Annotated in this window: 20 protein-coding genes and 1 riboswitch; of the genes, 11 read left to right on the top strand and 9 right to left on the bottom strand. The window is 37.2% G+C overall.

Translation table 11 applies throughout. The features are described from left to right. Window positions 1-2 precede the first annotated feature (2 nt). Window positions 3-2603, top strand: coding sequence for a phosphoenolpyruvate synthase (gene ppsA / locus ACWM35_RS09915; protein WP_454817830.1), 2601 nt, complete (start codon window positions 3-5; stop codon window positions 2601-2603). Between the two features lie 475 nt (window positions 2604-3078). On the opposite strand, the gene ACWM35_RS09910 is transcribed toward ppsA, so the two are convergent. Further along, window positions 3079-3564 (bottom strand): peptide ABC transporter substrate-binding protein, encoded by a 486-nt coding sequence (locus ACWM35_RS09910; protein ID WP_454817828.1) that lies wholly within the window; start codon window positions 3562-3564, stop codon window positions 3079-3081. 254 nt (window positions 3565-3818) lie between these two features. On the opposite strand from ACWM35_RS09910, the gene ACWM35_RS09905 reads away from it, so the two are divergent. From ACWM35_RS09905 to ACWM35_RS09890, 4 genes are all read left to right on the top strand, one after another. Then, window positions 3819-3971, top strand: a complete 153-nt coding sequence (locus tag ACWM35_RS09905; protein WP_454817826.1) for a YrzI family small protein — start codon at window positions 3819-3821, stop codon at window positions 3969-3971. A gap of 17 nt (window positions 3972-3988) precedes the next feature. After that, window positions 3989-4300, top strand: a complete 312-nt coding sequence (locus ACWM35_RS09900; RefSeq protein WP_454817824.1) for a luciferase domain-containing protein — start codon at window positions 3989-3991, stop codon at window positions 4298-4300. Between the two features lie 186 nt (window positions 4301-4486). Next, window positions 4487-5617, top strand: coding sequence for an NADH:flavin oxidoreductase (locus ACWM35_RS09895; protein WP_454817822.1), 1131 nt, complete (start codon window positions 4487-4489; stop codon window positions 5615-5617). A gap of 517 nt (window positions 5618-6134) precedes the next feature. After that, a complete protein-coding gene (locus tag ACWM35_RS09890; protein WP_454817820.1) occupies window positions 6135-7355 on the top strand; it encodes a translocation protein TolB in 1221 nt (406 codons plus the stop codon). Window positions 7356-7423: 68 nt separating this feature from the next. Here the strand turns inward: ACWM35_RS09890 and ACWM35_RS09885 are convergent, their stop codons facing one another. The 4 genes from ACWM35_RS09885 to ACWM35_RS09870 form a co-directional block, all read right to left on the bottom strand. Next, entirely contained in the window at window positions 7424-7600 is a 177-nt protein-coding gene (locus ACWM35_RS09885) for a YjcZ family sporulation protein (protein ID WP_454817818.1), read from the bottom strand. Between the two features lie 97 nt (window positions 7601-7697). Continuing rightward, window positions 7698-8012 (bottom strand): DMT family transporter, encoded by a 315-nt coding sequence (locus ACWM35_RS09880; RefSeq protein WP_454817816.1) that lies wholly within the window; start codon window positions 8010-8012, stop codon window positions 7698-7700. Further along, window positions 8012-8353, bottom strand: a complete 342-nt coding sequence (locus ACWM35_RS09875; protein WP_454817814.1) for a DMT family transporter — start codon at window positions 8351-8353, stop codon at window positions 8012-8014. Before ACWM35_RS09875 ends, ACWM35_RS09880 begins: the two co-directional genes overlap by 1 nt. 64 nt (window positions 8354-8417) lie before the next feature. Continuing rightward, window positions 8418-8517, bottom strand: a riboswitch (guanidine-I (ykkC/yxkD leader). Window positions 8518-8594: 77 nt separating this feature from the next. Beyond that, window positions 8595-8870 carry a late competence development ComFB family protein gene (locus tag ACWM35_RS09870; protein ID WP_454817812.1) on the bottom strand — a complete coding sequence of 92 codons (276 nt, stop codon included), beginning with the start codon at window positions 8868-8870 and terminating at the stop codon, window positions 8595-8597. A 179-nt stretch (window positions 8871-9049) separates the two neighbouring features. Between ACWM35_RS09870 and ACWM35_RS09865 the strand changes: the two genes are divergently transcribed. Both ACWM35_RS09865 and ACWM35_RS09860 read left to right on the top strand, forming a co-directional pair. Further along, the gene (locus ACWM35_RS09865; RefSeq protein WP_454817810.1) at window positions 9050-9601 is read left to right on the top strand and encodes a sigma-70 family RNA polymerase sigma factor; all 552 of its coding nucleotides are present in this window, start codon (window positions 9050-9052) and stop codon (window positions 9599-9601) included. Continuing rightward, window positions 9594-11153 carry a hypothetical protein gene (locus ACWM35_RS09860; RefSeq protein WP_454817808.1) on the top strand — a complete coding sequence of 520 codons (1560 nt, stop codon included), beginning with the start codon at window positions 9594-9596 and terminating at the stop codon, window positions 11151-11153. The genes ACWM35_RS09865 and ACWM35_RS09860 overlap by 8 nt, the downstream gene beginning before the upstream one ends. Window positions 11154-11566: 413 nt before the next feature. Here ACWM35_RS09860 and ACWM35_RS09855 read toward each other — a convergent pair whose 3' ends face one another. Further along, entirely contained in the window at window positions 11567-12136 is a 570-nt protein-coding gene (locus ACWM35_RS09855; protein ID WP_454817806.1) for a TVP38/TMEM64 family protein, read from the bottom strand. A gap of 150 nt (window positions 12137-12286) precedes the next feature. Between ACWM35_RS09855 and ACWM35_RS09850 the strand changes: the two genes are divergently transcribed. Further along, on the top strand, window positions 12287-13024 hold the full coding sequence (locus ACWM35_RS09850) for an MOSC domain-containing protein (protein ID WP_454817804.1): 738 nt from the start codon (window positions 12287-12289) through the stop codon (window positions 13022-13024). Window positions 13025-13033: 9 nt separating this feature from the next. Here ACWM35_RS09850 and ACWM35_RS09845 read toward each other — a convergent pair whose 3' ends face one another. The 3 genes from ACWM35_RS09845 to ACWM35_RS09835 are packed head-to-tail and all read right to left on the bottom strand — an operon-like array spanning window position 13034 to window position 16720. After that, window positions 13034-14134 carry a GerAB/ArcD/ProY family transporter gene (locus ACWM35_RS09845; protein WP_454817802.1) on the bottom strand — a complete coding sequence of 367 codons (1101 nt, stop codon included), beginning with the start codon at window positions 14132-14134 and terminating at the stop codon, window positions 13034-13036. After that, on the bottom strand, window positions 14134-15216 hold the full coding sequence (locus ACWM35_RS09840; protein WP_454817800.1) for a Ger(x)C family spore germination protein: 1083 nt from the start codon (window positions 15214-15216) through the stop codon (window positions 14134-14136). Before ACWM35_RS09840 ends, ACWM35_RS09845 begins: the two co-directional genes overlap by 1 nt. Further along, window positions 15206-16720, bottom strand: a complete 1515-nt coding sequence (locus tag ACWM35_RS09835) for a spore germination protein (RefSeq protein ID WP_454817798.1) — start codon at window positions 16718-16720, stop codon at window positions 15206-15208. Before ACWM35_RS09835 ends, ACWM35_RS09840 begins: the two co-directional genes overlap by 11 nt. A gap of 149 nt (window positions 16721-16869) precedes the next feature. Between ACWM35_RS09835 and ACWM35_RS09830 the strand changes: the two genes are divergently transcribed. From ACWM35_RS09830 to ACWM35_RS09820, 3 genes are all read left to right on the top strand, one after another. Next, a complete protein-coding gene (locus tag ACWM35_RS09830; protein WP_454817796.1) occupies window positions 16870-17298 on the top strand; it encodes an organic hydroperoxide resistance protein in 429 nt (142 codons plus the stop codon). 270 nt (window positions 17299-17568) lie between these two features. Then, entirely contained in the window at window positions 17569-18012 is a 444-nt protein-coding gene (locus ACWM35_RS09825; RefSeq protein ID WP_454817794.1) for a MarR family winged helix-turn-helix transcriptional regulator, read from the top strand. Between the two features lie 210 nt (window positions 18013-18222). Next, window positions 18223-18702: a glutathione peroxidase gene (locus tag ACWM35_RS09820; RefSeq protein WP_454817793.1), complete on the top strand. Its 480-nt coding sequence runs from the start codon at window positions 18223-18225 to the stop codon at window positions 18700-18702. The last annotated feature ends 76 nt before the right edge of the window (window positions 18703-18778 follow it).

Here is an 18778-nt window from a genome sequence, read left to right as displayed (position 1 = left end):
CAATGAAACCATATGTACGAGAGTTTACCGAGATCGATCAGACACAACATATGCTCGTCGGGGGAAAAGCGTTAAATTTAGCGGAACTAGCAAAGCTTGATGGGATTCAAGTGCCAGAAGGATTTTGTATTACGACAGAAGTGTATCAAAAAGTGATAGACCAAAACGAAGCCTTCCAATCATTATTGGATCAACTAAAATACTTAAAAGTAGAGGATAGCGTTCAAATTGGTGAAATTAGCAAGAGGATTAGACAACTCCTCATGGAGGTAGAAATACCTTCCGATGTTGTGAAAGTTGTTTCTCATTACCTCTCCCAGTTTGGCGATGAACATGCTTATGCTGTACGTTCTAGTGCAACGGCTGAAGATTTACCACATGCCTCTTTTGCCGGTCAGCAGGATACCTATTTGAATATTATCGGGGAAGAAGCGGTTTTGCGGCACATCAGCAAATGTTGGGCTTCCTTATTTACGGATCGGGCCGTGATCTATCGGATGCAAAACGGCTTTGACCACAGCCAAGTGTATTTATCTGTTATCGTTCAACGGATGGTATTCCCACAGGCATCCGGAATTTTATTTACAGCAGACCCCATTACTTCTAACAGAAAGCTGCTTTCAATCGACGCTAGTTTTGGATTGGGAGAGGCACTTGTCTCAGGCATGGTCTCTGCAGATTGCTATAAAGTAAAGGAAGATAAAATTGTCGATAAGTTGATTGCCACCAAGAAATTGGCTATCTATGGACGAAAAGAAGGCGGAACAGAAACGATTCAGATCAATCCAGATTTGCAAAAGTCACAAACACTGACGGATCAACAAATTTTACAACTAGCAGGCATTGGTAGACAAATCGAAGCTTATTTTGGATACCCACAGGATATCGAATGGTGTTTAGTTGACAATACTTTTTATATCGTCCAGAGTCGTCCAATCACTACGCTCTTTCCAATACCTGAAGCGTATGATCAAGAAAATCGCGTCTATATCTCCGTTGGACATCAACAGATGATGACGGATCCGATGAAACCTTTAGGATTGTCTTTTTATCTGTTAACGACTCCTGCACCCATGCGTACAGCAGCTGGAAGATTGTTTGTTGATATCACTCAAAATCTGGCATCGCCCATTGGAAGAAAAATATTACTAAACCTTGGGGATTCCGATCCTCTAATAAAGGATGCACTTAATACCATCATTGAGCGAGAATTTATTCCAATGTTACCTGCTGATAAAAATGAACAAAGCCCCGGTAAAAATATACCGACTGCGGGTTTCCAAGCACCAATCGAAAGTGATCCAACCATCATTTTGGATTTGATGAAGAAAAGTCAAACATCAATAGAAGTGTTGAAGAAGAACATCCAATCTAAATCAGGGGCGGATTTATTGGATTTTATCCTGGAGGATATCACGGAATTAAGGAAGATTTTATTTGATCCTCAAAGTTCGCGTGTGATTATGGCAGTAATGAATGCTCCAGCATGGATTAATGAAAATATGAATGAATGGTTAGGGGAAATAAACGCAGCCGACCCACTTTCTCAATCTCTACCAAACAATATTACTTCGGAAATGGGGCTGGCGTTATTGGATGTTGCTGATGTCATTCGTCCTTATCCAGAAGTCATCGATTATTTAAAAAACGTAAAAGATGAGAACTTTTTCGATGACCTGGTAAAGTTCGAAGGTGGTGGGGTGGCCGAAGAGGCTATTTCTACTTATCTAGACAAATATGGCATGCGCTGTACAGGTGAAATTGATATTTCGAGACTTCGTTGGAGTGAGAGTCCAACGACACTTATTCCAACGATTCTCAGTAACATCCAAAATTTTAAGCCTGGTGAGAGCAAACGGAAATTTGAGCACGGGCAACATGTTGCCTTGAAAAAAGAACAGGATTTATTAGAACGTTTATTGTCATTACCAGATGGGGAGCACAAGGCCAAAGAAACTAAACAAAGGATCGACCTCATTCGGAATTTAGGTGGTTATCGGGAATATCCTAAATACGGAATGATTCATCGTTACTTCGTCTATAAGCAGGCTTTACTGAAAGAAGCTGAACAACTCGTAAAAGAGGGTGTTCTTCATGTAAAGGAAGATATATTCTATCTCACTTTTGAAGAACTTCGTGAAGTCGTTCAAACACGCCAACTAGATTACCAGCTGATCAGCAAACAAAAAGAGATGTACAAATTCTATGAAAAACTAACCCCTCCACGTATGATCACGTCCGATGGAGAAATCATTACTGGTGAATATAAACGACAAGATCTCCCGGCTAATGCGATTGCAGGTCTACCTGTATCCTCTGGTGTGATCGAAGGAAGAGCGCGTGTCATCTTAAATATGGAGGATGCCAAATTAGAAGAGGGAGATATATTGGTCACGGTATTTACCGATCCTAGCTGGACTCCATTGTTTATCTCAATCAAAGGCTTGGTGACAGAAGTTGGAGGTTTGATGACTCATGGTTCTGTCATCGCCCGAGAATACGGTCTTCCTGCCGTTGTCGGAGTAGAGAATGCTACGAAGCTGATTAGAGACGGACAAAGAATCAGGGTGAACGGAGCTGAAGGGTATATAGAAATACTATAATCGAACTAGCAGCAGTTTTGTTGCGTAAGGTAAGCATCATTAGCGAAAATGAATCCTTATTTTTTCACCAAATTGTTTCGAAGATATGAGTCGACTGCTTTAATCTCGGTTCGGATTATGTATAATTTCGTTAAAATATCTACTTAATAGGCACTGTTATAACTGAATGTTGATTTTACTATGTTTGAAAAATAAGCGTAAAAATTTCCTCTAAATGGGGAAAGACCCATATTTCCTTCATAGCGAAGCTTTTTCGCCTAAATGCTCTAAATCCTGGGATTTTTGCTTATTTAGCCAATATAAGCGAATAATTACGCTTATATTGGCTACTTGGGCTTATTTCATGCATTAACGGAAAATTGTTCTATTATGAATTCTCAAACTAACACGAAAATGAACAATGAATCATAACAGTGCTAATTAATGCGGACCTCTTTTAATTGGTTATACTTCGTTAAAGGAATTCGCAACTCAATTAGCTTACCCATATTTCTCTCGACTCTTTAATTTGCCATTCTCCATTTTTATAGTGAACTATACTTTCGACACCAATAGCACCTTTTCCGGACTTAAATTTAGAGCCTTCAAATACAACATTTTTATTGAATTTAAAATCAACCTTCTCAATCCTAAGAAGTACACCTTCCAATGCCATTGTGTCTGGATTGTAGTAGCCTTTTTCTTCTAATTCTTCCATTGTGGCATCCATAACTTCAACCTTATATTTATCTTCAAAATAGTTTAAAATCACTTTTTTCTCTTTCTCATTTACTTCTTCAAAATTACTCATATCAATAGCTATAAACTCCATATTACTATTCAATGCTTTATCTGTTTCCATAAGGGATTCCAGTGCAATGTTGTATATTTCCTCCAAATGTTCCTTCGGATTTCTCCCGATGTTACAAGCCGTAAGAAGAGTTGTTAAGATAAATAGAATTGGGATAAATCTAACATTCAAATTAATTCCCCCTTTGTTAATAAGACGAAATCTGTTGGAAAAGATTACAATTTCTTTTTAAAAAAATTATAAGCATTTAAGCTCAATACCTTGTTACTACACCAAAAGATGTAGGTGGAGTTCAATATTATTGCCGATGGGGAATTTTGTTAAATACAGTAAGATAAAAATACGAAGTGGTAAAAGGTTAATCCGACGTTGTTGGCATTACAAATAGATTATTTCAAACCTAAGAGAAGGAGGTATTCCGAACGATGACACTTCATCTATTTTCTGTTTCGGTCACAATCAAAAGGCGCGAAATTAGTTTAGAGCAAGCTATCCGTCAAGAACAGATAGAAAAACTTTATGAAAAAAGCAAGGAACATCAGGCTATGATGCATTATTTTTCATCCAATGGTTTATAAGGAAAGGAGAGGGAAAGATGATACTTGAATTGGTAAGACAGGAACTCCTTAGCTGGGAAGGTGTTGTCGAGCAGCCACATCGATTTGGAGGAGTAGAATTTCGCTTTAAAAAGAAAGAATTGGGACATATGCATGGTGACAAACTTGCAGACTTTCCATTTCCTAAATCGATTAGAAATGAACTCATTGAGGCAGGTGAGGCCAAGCCACATCATGTACTACCTGATTCGGGATGGGTTAGTTTTTGGATCAAAGGAGAAGAAGATCTACCTCATGTAATAAAGTTGTTCAAAATGCAATATGACAGAATCGCTAAAAAGAATGCTTGATTATGTCATTGATTCTATTAAAATTTGACTCACAATTTTCCATTTGACGCATTTCATTAAGAAAATGCGTCTATTTGTATGGTGAGATTTTGTAAAACAATAAGTCTTATTGTTTTGAATTTTTAAAATAGAATTGTAGAATAATAGTAAGTCAGTAAATTGTAATTACGGAAGGAAGTGCTCACCTTGGAACAAAAGCAAAAGCAGGTAGGACAGACTTTGTTTGAATCAGTACCGTTTGGTAAAGAGATGTTAGCTAGTCGTTTGGTGATGGCCCCGATGACAAGAATGTTTTCTCCGGATGGTGTACCAGGAGAAAATGTTGCTCAATATTACCGTAAACGTGCAGAGAATGGGATTGGACTTATCATAACCGAAGGGACAGCCATCAACCATCCCGCTGCCGTAATGAGTCCAGATATTCCCCGTTTTCATGGTGAAGATGCTTTGGCTGGTTGGTCAAGGGTCGTGAAAGAAGTCCATGAAGCAGGCGGAAAAATCATTCCACAAATATGGCATGTCGGTGCTGCCCGAAGAGCAGGCAGTGAACCAAATATTGACGCACCTCCTGTGAGTCCGTCTGGAATTACGTTAAAAGGAAAAAAACATGAGCAAATAAAAGCCTTAACGAAAGAAGAAGTTACTGAAATGATTGATCTCTACGCCGAAGCAGCAGCAAACGCAAAGAGAATCGGCTTTGATGGCGTTGAATTACATGGGGCTCATGGATATTTAATTGATCAATTTTTCTGGGACCTAACCAACAAGCGCGAAGATGAGTTTGGTGGCGATCTAGGGGAGCGAACAAAATTTGCCGCAGATATTGTTCGTGCCTGCCGAAAAGCAGTTGGTCCTGATTTCCCTATTGTCTTCCGTTTTTCACAATGGAAAGGAACCGATTATGGAGCTAAATTAGCGAATAACTCGAAGGAGCTTGAGCAATTAGTCATTCCGTTGGCGGAAGCGGGTGTCGATATTTTCCACTGCTCTACAAGACGAATTTGGGAGCCTGAATTTAAGGATGAAGATCCATCCTTAAACTTAGCTGGTTGGACGAAAAAAATTACTAAAAAACCAACGATTGCCGTCGGTTCCGTCGGAATTAACCGTGCATATTTGAGCAATCAGGATAACAGTCATGTTACGATTCAGGACAATCTAAAACTTATCGAAGAAAAAGTCAAAGCCGGAGAATTTGACTATGTTGCTGTCGGCCGTGCCGTGCTTGCAGATCCTGAATGGGCAACCAAGCTTAAAAACGGTCAACTTGTTCAAGTGAAACATTATACGAAGGAATCTGAGAATGACTTAATTTAATTTATTTGAGGGACGAATCACTTGGTTTTATTAATCCATGTGATTCGTCCCTTGCTTATTGAAACAGCTGTTTTCACACTAGAGCCATTTTTGCTGTGACCGAACTTAGCATCTTTTTAAAGAATGGGTCACACCAGGGTCTTTGCTGTTACCGAACTTCACTTCTTTTTCAAGTTTGGGTCACACCGGAGCCTTTGCTGTTACCGAACTTGGCATCTTTTTCAAGTTTGGGTCACTCCAGAGTCTTTGCTGTTACCGAACTTCACTTCTTTTTCAAGTTTGGGTCACACCAGAGCCTTTGCTGTTACCGAACTTGGCATCCTTTTCAAGTTTGGGTCACACCGGAGCCTTTGCTGTTACCGAACTTGGCATCTTTTTCAAGAATGGGTCACACCAGAGCTTTGCTGTTACCGAACTTCACTTCTTTTTCAAGTTTGGGTCACACCAGAGCCTTAATCCGGTAAACGAGAATCTCCATTGAGGTTCAGGACATCCTATCTTGTAGGAGGGATGTCGTTTGGCGATTCGGATTCTATTACTTTTCATGATTATGAGTACCCATATTACCACTTTTGTCCATGCAGAGGTGCCGCTCACAGCTGCCTTTATCCGTGACCATCAGCTGTGGATCAAAAAGAGAGATCAAGAAATACAAATTACAAAGGATCGGTATGTGTATTCTCCAAAATGGTCCTTTGATGGTCGATTTATCGCATTTATTGATGGCGATGAAAAGGGTGAAAAATCGGATTTATATATTTACGATACAAAGGAAAAAGATATTTTCCAATCATATGTAAGGGTTGAGACATCGCTTTTTAAATGGTCACCTGTCAAAAATCAATTGGTCTATAACGATAATGGCCTACTTAATGTCACGAAGATCAAGAATGGCCGCCCGCATGGATTTGAAAACGTCGCTCTCGGCGCAGGAGATTTTGAGTGGTTTCCGAATGGGAAAGAGTTAATTGTCTCCTCATCGTCCTGTTTACGTCCGACAGGCTGGGGAACCGTGCCTCTTTACAAAGTCTCGATTGATGCCAAGCTTAATCCTGATAAAATGAAGCTTTTTTACACGATTCCAACAGATGAATCTAAATTGTTCGCCATTTCTGCGGATGATTTTAAATGGAGTGCCGATGGTAAATGGCTTAGTTTTCTTGCCACGCCGACAGCCTCATGGTCGAACGATAGTAATACACTTTGTGTTTTATCCTCAAAGGGTGATCAATTTCAAGTCGTGGGAAATATGCTTTGGTTCCAAGACTGGATAAAGTGGGCTCCATCAGCCAATCAACTAGCCTATATATCAGGAGAGGGTAGATTTTGGGTCGAAAATAAGAAAACCACGATTGCCGATATTCCAATCTCAAAACAACAAAAGGAATTTACACCAGCAGGTTTCGTCGATCTTGATTTGGAATGGTTTTCTAAGGACATGGTGATTGTCGCTCGAGCAAAAGAGAACAAAGAGTGGAAGGAAGGACCTGTTCCAACCATGTTCACATCCCTTTATACGATCAATATTAAGACGGCAGACCAAAAACAAATCTCCTTCCCGCAGAAGGATGAACGGGATGGAGATCCACAAGTTATTGGTTCCTATCTTACTTGGTTTCGAACAAAAGATAAGGTTTTTAATGGGGACGTATGGGTGAGAAATGGATTAAATGGAAAAGAGCAGGTATGGCTTAAGAAGGTGGATTCTGCGCCCATCTTTTTTACAAAGAAGGAATAAAAAATCCCCATCTTCTGATGAGGATTTTTTGGTTGTTATCGTTTTTGGAAATCATCAAATTTCAGCTTTTAATCGCAGAAACAAACGGCTCCAATAATGATTAACAAAATAAACAACACGATTATGATGACAAAATCATCACACTTTTGAACCGGGTAACAATAGGCTGGTGCTGCATATCCGTAAGACATTGTGTGATGGGGAAGAGCATTCGATCCTGCCATGAATGGTGTGTTATTATCCATTTTTACACTTCCTTTCGAATGTATAAAGGTCAATTTGACATTTCCCTATATACTACACTCACAAAGGAAATTGGGTGCCCGTCTAGATAAATTTGGGCTATGATACAAGCTTTAAGCCAATTGCTGCACCTAAAACCATTGCTATGAATACTAACCTTTTCCAATCCTTTGATTCACCATATAAAAGCATACCAAGTATGGCTCCGCCAGACGCACCAATTCCTGTCCAGATTGCATAAGCAGTCCCCATCGGAAGTGTTTCCATTGCATAAGAGAGAAATAGGAAGCTTGCTCCAAAACCTAGGACTAATAAAACGACTGATTTCCAATTACGGTCTTGATGAAATTTATTGATCATTACCACACCAAACATCTCAAACAATCCTGCAAAGACTAATGAAATCCAAGCCATCAGGAATCAGCTCCTTCCTGAACTTGATCCTTTGTCACTAATTTCAAACCAATTACGCCAGCAAGTAACAAAACGATCAATAGAATCTTACTCATTTTAAAAGGTTCTCCAAAGAATAATATCTCAGACATAACCGTTCCTGCTGTCCCTAATCCGACAAAAACGGCATAGACCGTTCCAACAGGCAGTTTTCGACTCGCCATAATTATTCCATAGAAGCTGATGATGATCGAAATAATGGTTCCAGCCCATGTCCAAAAATCATCGGCGTGTTTCAAGCCGCTTACCCAAAGTACTTCAAATAAGGCAGCGACCAATACATTCATCCAGTTTGCGTTCATCTAAATAACCCTCCAATATAATTCTATAAAAACTAAAAAGCCTAGAAGAAACTGTTTAACAGTTATCTCCCAGGCTTTTATCCCTCCGTGACACAGCAAAGTTGCTGTGAGTTTTCTCTCGGACCAGTCCAACTGTACGTTGCGGAACCCTAGAAAACATTTATTTATGCAATTGATTCTTATTTTACACAAAAATATCATTTATTCAATCCATTTATTATTATTTTTTTGTAATCGTATATCAATGTTTCGGATATTTCGAGACGAGATGAATAGCACTGATGATGCGCTTATTGATCCATTCGCGATTTTCATGCGTATTTAGACTGGAAAAAACCTGCTGTCTTCCTTCTTCCGTTGTGACATAATGATGTGGTAAATTATTAAGGCTATAAGCAATGATGTCTACTCTGCACTTTTCACATTTGCAGATCAGCTGATAATCTGGACTATGCAGCAAAAAAGTAACGAGTGACTCCACGGTTTCTTCCATAACATTAAAGTATTTTTTCTCCACCGTGCAAACTCCTTTATCATCGAAAATAATGTTCTTCCTATATAATTGGAATGACTTTAGTTTTACCTATTTATGGATTTGTAGACAGTTTTTCTTGCGGATTAAACAAAACAGGTATTTTTTACTTTTTTGCAACCATCCCTCTTGGGCTGCGTCTAAAGTCTGAAAGGGTGTGAAACATGTTAGAAAACAGAAAGATAGAAATTAAACCTAGTGATGACAGAAGAGAAGAAACAATAGAATGGTTAATGAATGAATTTGGAAAAAAAATTGTCCGGTTAGCTTTTACATATTTAAGACAAGAGCAACTTGCGGAAGATGTGGCCCAAGAAGTTTTTATGAAATGCTATCAAAAGTTAGATACATTTCGTCACGAATCGTCTTATCAGACTTGGCTTTATGCGATCACGGTCAATTTATGCAAGGATCGTTTAAGGAGCTGGAGCTTTCGTAATATCATTATCAATGACTTTTTTTCTACTAGAAGTATTCATCACCATACGCCGGAATCCGATTTATTGGATGGGGAGACCAAAAATGAACTTTCACGTTGTATATTGGAACTCCCGGTGAAGTATCGTGAAATCATTATCCTCTATTACTATGAAGAATTATCGTACAAACAAATATCCGAACTATTAGAAATCACGATCCCAACGATAAAATCTCGATTGCACCGGGGAAGAAATTTGTTGAAGAAGAAGTTAAAAGGGGGGAGAAGTATTGACTGATCTGTTAGAAAAATTAAAAGAGGAAATGGATAATACAGTCCTGAAAGATTTAGATTTCAAAGAAAAGAACAAAGCGGCGGTTAGAAGAAGCTTTGGGATGAAAGAACCGTATAACAGGCAGAAGAGACGTTTTCCTGAAATGGGATGGATCTTAAGTCTAAGCTTCACAACCCTCTTTCTTGTGTGTACCAGCTATTTTGTCTTACATAATCTTGGTTTGACAGAGAAAGAGAATGTGACTAGTAATGAAAAGAAAATAGAAACAGACGGAAAAGAGAAATCCATGTATGCTCATCCGGAACCGAAAGAAAACTATGATGAGATGTCAAAAGAAGATATTTTATTGAAGCTTCTAAACTCAGTGGATCACTTTGAAACGGCCGCAGGGAAATTTGAAGACTATGATCTGTTTTACGATGGTTCCTCCAGTAAGCGCAGTGTTGAGTATAAAATGAGCAATAAGAACGTCATCGGCGGGTATGAAATATTAATACATTATCCGGATGAATGGAATCCACATTCTCAATTAACGACGAATGAAACTTATTATAATGAAGATAAAACATGGAGAATCGAAACAGATGAGAAGAGATATACGATATTTGATACGGAATTAGAAACCAGAAGGAATGCCGTATTTCCGGAGGATGTTTTTAGTATAGATGTAGATAAGATCTATGATTCACGAGAAAAGTATCGAGAAAGACCACCTAGCATGACTGCTCATGTTTCTCTATACAATTACGAATTTGTCGCAAAATATTTACGTTATCAGGATCAATGGAAAATTGAAAAGCAGAATGAAGAGTTACTAGGCCATAACACAATGGTCATCTCTGGCGATATAGATGATAGCCTCATCAACATCATGCAGCCGAATGAAAAGAGCTTTCGAATATGGGTGGATAAAGATACTGGAATCCTTGTAAAAAAAGAAATTTATGATGCGAAAGGGAATGTTATTAGCTATTTGCATCCAACAGAATTAGTGATTAATCGAACCTTTACAGTGGAAGATTTTAGCCCTGTTTTAGTTGACTATCAAGAATTCAAAATGGAAAGTAGAACATTCGTAGACGAAAGGGAAAGAGAAATTGAGGTTATTGAACATGCGGATACGAAGCCTAGCAGTGTCGAAAAGGTATTGGAATTGCAAAGAGATAACATCCCTATGTTCTACGAGTTCAGTGATCCAAAAATTACAGTCTTTTCCGCTAGTATTGAACAATACCACGAGGATCAGCAGGCTTATGTGGTCTATAGCTATGACAAGCCAGTGAATGAGATAGGATCAGGGTCTCGATTGCTTTACAACAGGATTTATCCAAAGGATTCCGTGGTTAGAACGACTGGCGACTTTGAAAGTCAACTTGGAGAGGCTCTGGAGACTTTTCATTTGAATGGAATCGACTGGAGTTTATTTGAAATACCGGGGACACCGAATATTCATCTTAAAGGAAAATCAGGTGACACTGTATTTGAAATCGTTTCTCAAGACGTTTCACTAACCGAGGTTAAAAATTTACTTAAAAATTATAAAAGAAATTCATAGTTGCAAAAAAGATGAAGTCAACAACTAAAGTTGGCTTCTTTTTGTAGTCAAAATAGATCAGTTTCCATTTGAAAACAGGACTCTAGCATTATCTGAACGTTTGCATCTTTGTCCTTATTCTCTAATCATGCAAAAAATGGTAAAGTATGGTTAAAATCAGGATAGGAAGAATGATATGAATTTAACATTAAAATTAAAAAAATTTTGGCATTCTTTCCGAATGAATTATTTTCAAATCCTTTATAATGATTGTCTCGATCAAACCATTAAACAAAAACTTAAAAAGAAAATGGAGTTTCACCAGAAGAAATTAAATGATATTATGTACCGTCAAATATATCATCGAGGCCATTAAAGCCTCGATTTTTTCATCCTTCATTTACGTATGCAAAAATAAAGCATTTTCTAATATCCTAAAGGTCAAATGCTTTATTTCGTTTTAATAACAATTTTTTACTAATAAAAGATGTTAACATCACCAGGCCTATGATTCCGATTACCAAAAGAATGAATTGAGTATTGGTTAAGGACATTGTCTGCGCAAAATCAACTGAGTAGGCTAATGAGAAAGAAGTAATAAGTTTTGCCGCACTAGCAATAATGAGAAATTTTTTAAAGCTAACTCCACTAATTCCTGCACCAAAACAAATGATTTCATCTGGTAAAATAGGAATAATAAATAAAATTAATAAAATACATGTCTCGTTTCTTGAAACATAGCTTTTGTACTGATTCAGGTGTTTTTCCTTCACTAACCTTTGAATAAGCTTTTGTCCTCCAATTTTTGCAATGAAATAGGCAGCGATAATACCTGAAAGAGTACCAACAAAACTAATACACGCGGCTGGTAGTGAGCCGAAAACCGCACTGCCAGCCGTGACAGTAGCTGCTTCTGGCATTGGTAACAAGATTGGTTGTAAGAAACAGATGGAAAAGAATATAAATGTTGCTAAGGACTCATTTCCATGGAATAAACTTTCCATTATAAAAAAATCCTCCTCTATTGACTGCCTTTTCCAGATTATAGAGGAAAAATCTTAGTATTTTCCTAGTGATTTTCTTAATATTTTCTTATTTTTAGCAAGTGTGTTTATCCCGAAGCTAAGGGAATGGAGTATAAAGGGGAGATTGAATTGTTAATCGGTCATATAAAAGAAATTATTCGCCATCCCGTAAAGTCTTTTTACGGTGAAAGTGTAGAGAAAACCAGAATCATGGAATATGGGTTATATGGAGACCGCAGCCATGCCTTTCTAGATGAAACAAGACCAGGGAAGTTTTTAACCATCACACAGTTCCCAGAAATGGTTAAGTATAAAGCTAGATTTGTTGGTGAGGAATCTATTGAAAAGTACCCAGAAGTTGAAATTGTTACGCCTGACGGTAGGGTGGTTGGATGGGAAAATGAGGATCTAAGAAAAGTAATAGAAGAGAAATCGAAGCGAAAAATCGCTCCCATAACTTATCTTCCTACTCATGTACCTTTAGGGGCCATCGAAGAAGAACATATTCAACTGGTAACAGATGCTTCTATCCATCAATTAACCGAATTATGGGGAACCGCTGCGGTTGATCACCGACGATTCCGTCCGAATTTGCTAATAGACTTACAGGAGAAAATTCCTTTTATCGAGGAAACTTGGTTTGGCAGACATATCAAAATTGGCAGTGAAGTAGAAATTCAATTAAATAGGCATTGTGAGCGCTGCATGATCATTACTGTAAATCCTGATAATGCCGAAAAGGACCCAACTCTGCTGAAAACCGTTGTCAAAGAAAGAAACAATCATTTTGGCGTCTATGCTTCTGTCATAAAGACAGGTCAAATTGAAGTAGGAGATGAAGTCCTACTCTTTGATGAAGAACGGTAAATGTCCATATTAATTTGTTGTTTTATTCTTTAGATAGCGATCCTTCAACATTTTTATAATAAAAAGGAACGGAATGTAAAGATAAATAAATGCAAATCCAACGTTCGAAGAAAGATTACTCACCTTGTCTACTGTTTCGATGTCTTTCAAACTAACCGCAGCGATCATCACTAATACAATAAACAATACTAAAGAACCTTTCGGGGAAAACGAAAGGGTTCTTTTCACTATTCGCGTACAGGCCCACATCGAGATACACATCGGAGGAATGATAACCAGTAACCAAATAAAAATAAACACATACTCAAATCTCTCTAAAAAAGTAAAATGGACAATTTTCATCATCATAAGAGTTGGCCAAGGTAGTTGTTCAATGACGTCTTGATTAAAATATAAAAAGGAAATTATAGTAATAATCAGGTACACAATGATTGTATATAGATTTCCAAGATATGCCCATTTAGGAATTTTCCCAGAGTCTTTAATAAAAGGATAGTACATGAGGATCCACTCAAAACCGAGAAAAAGCAAAGTCGATGCCTTTGCAGATAAGAGTAAATCACTTATTGGATGACTGAAAGCAGGAAGTAAATAGATGTAATTCATATGTTTTATCGGGAAATAGATGAGCAGAAATAAAAATGACGGTAAAATAACTCCCCAGAAACTGAATCCTGTTAAAATACGGAATCCGCCTGATACGATATAAAATACTAAAACACCGAATATAATGCTAAGCTGCCAGGTTTTAATTGTAGGATAAACCCATATTTGGATGACTTCAATGTACGTTCGAAAAACAGTAAACGAAGCCAGCCAGAAGTAGCATAAAACGAAAAGAGAGAGGGCGTTTCCTGCAACTCGTCCAAAACAGTGTTGATGGACAGCTACTAAATCATTATGTTTGGAATCTAACATTTTAAAAATCATTATCAGGATGAATTGAATAGCAACGCCAGATAGAATCAAAGAAATCCATGCGTCTTGCTCTGCATGTTTACTAATATGAGCTTGAAAATTTAAAATGCCAATTCCAGTTTGTGAACCATGAACTAAAAAGAAAGTAAAAAAAGTGGATACTTGAAATTGTTCTTTCACGCTAACGCTCACTATTTTCCCACTCCAGCTTGTCTAATAATAATGTTCGAATGAACATCAAACTTCATTTTAGGGTATATATTTTGATAAAAATCACTCTCAGACCATTGGTTTTGGTGAATTTTGTGAATCCTGCCTAAGCCGATCGGATCCACCTTTTGGGCTTGGAAGTTTTTAAGTAGCGCTTCAGCATCCCTGGAAATGGATTTCTGTAATTCATTTTTAATGGTCTTAAAATCATTTTCATTCTCAACTGTCATCCAATCGGGTAAACCTGCAAGCTCTACATTGAGAACAAGGTTAATTTTTACCTTTTCGTGATTGCTTTCGGTCAAGGTCGTAATTTTATGTTTTCCATAAAGAACTCTTACTCCTATGGAGTCGCTACTACCTTTTTTGCTAACTTTTAAATTATAGACCCCAACTTTATTTCGATCCGTCATTAATTTTAATAAAAATGCCTCTTTCGTTGGGATCTTATACTTTAATTTATCCTCTTTAAATATTCCCATTCCATCCACTTTGACCATTCCGCTCGTGTCTACTGTTAATAGAGGAAAGGACATATCAATCCCACTTCCAAAATATTGGTCATAGGTTGTATGAACGTTTGATTCTGGAATACCCTCGGTTTCAATGCTTTGTTCGATTAAATTCATCAAGTATAGGGGACGCTCTTTCAGTGTATTTTTCAGTATTTTGCTTGGTGAGCCATCTGAAATCACAATCCTGACGATGCCAACTTGAGGATCTTTGCAAATGGTATCCAGAACTTGTGCTAAACCGTATGTACTTAATTTGTGGCCAAAAATGATGACCCTTAATTGTCCCATTTCGATTTTATATTGAGACTTATAACCAAGCTCTTGCCGTAAGTTAGAAGGATTTGTTGCAAAAGCAGTAATCAACGAAGAAGCATTACCTTGTTGATATTCAGGATAGACCACAAAACCTTTTAACAGTTTCTTCTCCCGATCAAAGCCAATATTATGCATTAAAGAGACCTCATCAATAATATTGTGAGGTACACATCCAGACAGGAGTATCATCGATAATAGAACAAAACCAAATTTTATCAACGTTTTATTCGTCATTAATATCCTCCCTCTTTTGGTTGTTCTTCTTTGGTGAATATTTTATCGTATCTTTCGCTTTCAGATACTCTGGCCTTTTGTATATTTCACTATAAGGTGAGCGAATAAAACTATCTTTAAAATTATTACGCCGAAACGGAAACAAGGGAACCATGTAAGGAGTTTCAATCGATTTTAGTTTAAACAAATGACATAGTAACACGGCAAAGCCGATCATAATCCCTAACCCGCCTAATAATGATGATACAAGAATAAAGGGAAATCTTAATAAACGAATCGTGTTGGACATCGACATGGTTGGTGTAGTGAAGGAAGCAAGGGCCGATAAGGCAACGATAATTAATAAAATATTGCTTGTCATTGCTGCTGCAACGGCTGCTTGCCCAATGACAATACCTCCAACAATTCCCAATGTTTGTCCTACCTTCGTAGGCAGGCGAGCTCCTGCCTCTCTTAATAATTCAATGGTCGTTTCTAAAAAAAGAACTTCCAATAACGGTGGAAAGGGAACATTCGCTCTGGACTTAATGAGCGGACCAAGTAAATCCGCAGGGATGACCTCAAAGTGAAACGTCACAACCGCCACATAGATAGAGGAAGAAAAGATGGAAAAGATGATTCCAAATATCCGAATTAACCGAAAAAATGACCCAATCACCCAGTTATAATAATAATCTTCTGATGCGATAAAAAAATCGTGTATCGTTGAAGGCCCAGAAATGGCGTGTGGTGAACCGTCACTAAAAATGACGACCTGGCCAATAGAGAGTGTGTAAGAAATTCGATCCAGCCTCTCGGAAGATACATAAAGAGGAAAGGGAGTATGGGTATTATCTCGAATGAGTTGGTCAATGGCAGAAGTATCCCAAATAATGTCAAAATCAATTTCCGAGAGTCTTTTTTTTACGGTTTCTATTAGTTTTTCGTTTGTTATTCCATCTAGATAAACGATGGTAACCCTTGTTTTTGATAATGTGCCTAGAACAAACTCTTCAGTCGTTAATAAAGGGGATTTTAACTTACTGCGTAGTAAAAGAATATTAGTATCCAGACTCTCAACAAACCCTAATTTTGGCCCTGTTACACTAAACTCATTCTCGGTTTCATTCGTCTCTCTAATTCCTTTTGATAAATTTCCAACATTTACTAAAATACAATCTTCTGAGGTATTTTCAATTGTCAGTAATACATATCCTTGATAAATTTTCTTTTCAATTTCATTTGTGTCCCCGGTTAAACTAACATCTTCTAGCGGAAGATGATGAATAAATTGTTTTATATCAAGCGCCTGATCTTTCTTATTTTCCCATTCGTTCATATAGGGAAGTAATACATGTTCCATTGTCTTATGATCTATAAGGGTAGTGAAATATAAAATGAATAGCTGGACCCCTGAAACTGTCTTCTTCAACTCTTTAAAATCTGAAGATTTTTTAGCTCTCTGCACAATTTCAGTAAGGGTCTTATTTTCTCCAAGTTTCTTATCATCATTTTTTTTAAACATAAACAGAAGTTCTCCCTAGTATGTTGTCACTGCTTATTATTTTACTAACTTAAGATCGTATTCACTTACACCTTAATTTGCGGGAATAAATAGTCATCCGTATGGCTAGAGTAAAAATATTAATCCAAAATTAAAGGGGAGTTCCTAAAATGAATAAAATTGAAAAGCAATTGTATACAGCCACCGTGAATGTTCAAGGCGGAAGAGATGGCAAAGCGGTTTCCAGTGATGAGAAACTAAATGTGGACCTTAGATATCCTAAGGAATTAGGAGGGAATGGTGCCGGAACAAATCCAGAGCAATTGTTCGCTGCAGGATTTGCTGCTTGTTTTGAAGGTGCCATCGGTGCTGTTCTTAGACAAAAGAAGGTTAAAGCAGAAGGGACATCCATTGTTTCTCAAGTTACACTGGGCAAGGATGCAAACGACGGCTATGTACTAGCCATTACGATGGATATCACCATAAAAGGCATAGAAACAAGTATGGCAGAGGAAATCGTTGCCGAAGCTCATAATGTTTGCCCATATGCTAAAGCAACAAGAGGCAATATCGAAGTGATAACAAATGTTGTTGGTTAATCAGCGATCTGGGTTCCTTTGTCATAACCCAAGGTACTTATGTTCAGCACTTATAGGGCGTAAGGCATCTCCAATATAGTAACACGGTCAGATGGAACAACATTCGACAATAATAACGACATTTGGAAGATGACTCATTAATTGAGTCATCATTTTTTATCGCTCATACAATAGTTTCCTATATTATAGTGCGCTATTTAGTTATACTCTAGCTCAAAATAAGGTAAACTAAATACAGTAACCTTGTTTATAGGAAAGGAGAATCTTAACATGACTAACCGAGAAGTCACGACATTAGAAGACATGCTATGTTTTAATATATACGCTGCATCTCGTGAGATTACACGTATTTATAGGCCCATTTTAAGTAAATTTAACATTACCTATCCACAATATTTGGTCCTGGTTTTACTATGGGAGAAGAAACTTTGCACAGTTACTGAACTAGGGCAACGCCTTTATCTGGATTCTGCCACTTTGACCCCGCTATTAAAAAGACTTGAAGCAGCGGATTTGGTCTATCGAAAACGTTCAATTGAAGATGAAAGAAGGGTTGAAATAGTTTTGACAGATAAAGGAGTTGCATTAGAGAACGATTTAAAAGATGTATCCATTTCAATTTTCGAGAAGATTTGTAAGACGGAAGACAATTATTTTGGTTTCCTAGATAAATCAAAAGATTTATTGCAAAAAGCCCATGATATAGCACGATAGATATAAGATCATCTAAGTGAACATTGTAGATTCAATGTTTTCTTAGATATTTTTTTGATTAAATGCCTCGCATGAATTATTTACCAGATTAAATAGCGTCCTATTTAATTGATTGTTATATAATAGTGTAGTATATTGTTGTCGTAGGGAACAGGTAAAAAATATCGTCCCGATGTTTTACATTATGTAAACAAATTGGAGGAATTTAAAATGACAACAATTTATGATTATAAAGTGAAAACAAATAGAGGACTTGAAAAATCAATGGAGGATTACAAAGGGAAGGTAATGTTAATTGTAAATACAGCTAGTAAATGTGTTTTTACAGATCAGTATAAAGAGCTTCAAAATTTATATCTCGAATACAAAGATCGTGGATTAGAGGTTTTAGGTTTCCCTTGTAATCAATTTGGTAGTGGTGAAAAAGGAACAAATGAAGATATTGAAAGTTTTTGTCAAATCAATTATGGAGTAACATTCCAATTATTTGATAAAGTCGAAGTTAATGGTCCAAATACTGCACCAATTTTTGACTATTTAAAGAAAGAAGCTAAAGGTTTATTTGGATCTGAACAAATTAAATGGAATTTCACCAAATTCCTTGTAGACCGTAACGGTAAAGTATTAAAACGTTATGCACCAAAAGATAAAGTTTCATCTATTGTAAAAGATTTAACTGAATTAATCTAAAAATTATAAAAATATAAAAGTGGTAGGGAATGAAGGTGTATATCAACCTTCACCCTACCTTTTTTTGTGAATTTCC

The sequence above is a fragment of the Neobacillus sp. K501 genome (assembly GCF_053749995.1).
The sequence above is the reverse complement of the archived record's forward strand: the minus strand, read 5'-3'. Positions and strand labels throughout refer to the sequence as shown.

Excerpts from the sequence above, each read along its gene's own strand:
- ppsA (WP_454817830.1), top strand. The coding sequence starts at position 3 with ATGAAACCATATGTACGAGAGTTTACCGAGATCGATCAGACACAACAT.
- ACWM35_RS09905 (WP_454817826.1), top strand. The coding sequence starts at position 3,819 with ATGACACTTCATCTATTTTCTGTTTCGGTCACAATCAAAAGGCGCGAA.
- ACWM35_RS09900 (WP_454817824.1), top strand. The coding sequence starts at position 3,989 with ATGATACTTGAATTGGTAAGACAGGAACTCCTTAGCTGGGAAGGTGTT.
- ACWM35_RS09885 (WP_454817818.1), bottom strand. The coding sequence starts at position 7,600 with ATGGATAATAACACACCATTCATGGCAGGATCGAATGCTCTTCCCCAT.
- ACWM35_RS09880 (WP_454817816.1), bottom strand. The coding sequence starts at position 8,012 with ATGGCTTGGATTTCATTAGTCTTTGCAGGATTGTTTGAGATGTTTGGT.
- ACWM35_RS09875 (WP_454817814.1), bottom strand. The coding sequence starts at position 8,353 with ATGAACGCAAACTGGATGAATGTATTGGTCGCTGCCTTATTTGAAGTA.
- ACWM35_RS09865 (WP_454817810.1), top strand. The coding sequence starts at position 9,050 with ATGTTAGAAAACAGAAAGATAGAAATTAAACCTAGTGATGACAGAAGA.
- ACWM35_RS09855 (WP_454817806.1), bottom strand. The coding sequence starts at position 12,136 with ATGGAAAGTTTATTCCATGGAAATGAGTCCTTAGCAACATTTATATTC.
- ACWM35_RS09840 (WP_454817800.1), bottom strand. The coding sequence starts at position 15,216 with ATGACGAATAAAACGTTGATAAAATTTGGTTTTGTTCTATTATCGATG.
- ACWM35_RS09835 (WP_454817798.1), bottom strand. The coding sequence starts at position 16,720 with ATGTTTAAAAAAAATGATGATAAGAAACTTGGAGAAAATAAGACCCTT.
- ACWM35_RS09830 (WP_454817796.1), top strand. The coding sequence starts at position 16,870 with ATGAATAAAATTGAAAAGCAATTGTATACAGCCACCGTGAATGTTCAA.
- ACWM35_RS09825 (WP_454817794.1), top strand. The coding sequence starts at position 17,569 with ATGACTAACCGAGAAGTCACGACATTAGAAGACATGCTATGTTTTAAT.
- ACWM35_RS09820 (WP_454817793.1), top strand. The coding sequence starts at position 18,223 with ATGACAACAATTTATGATTATAAAGTGAAAACAAATAGAGGACTTGAA.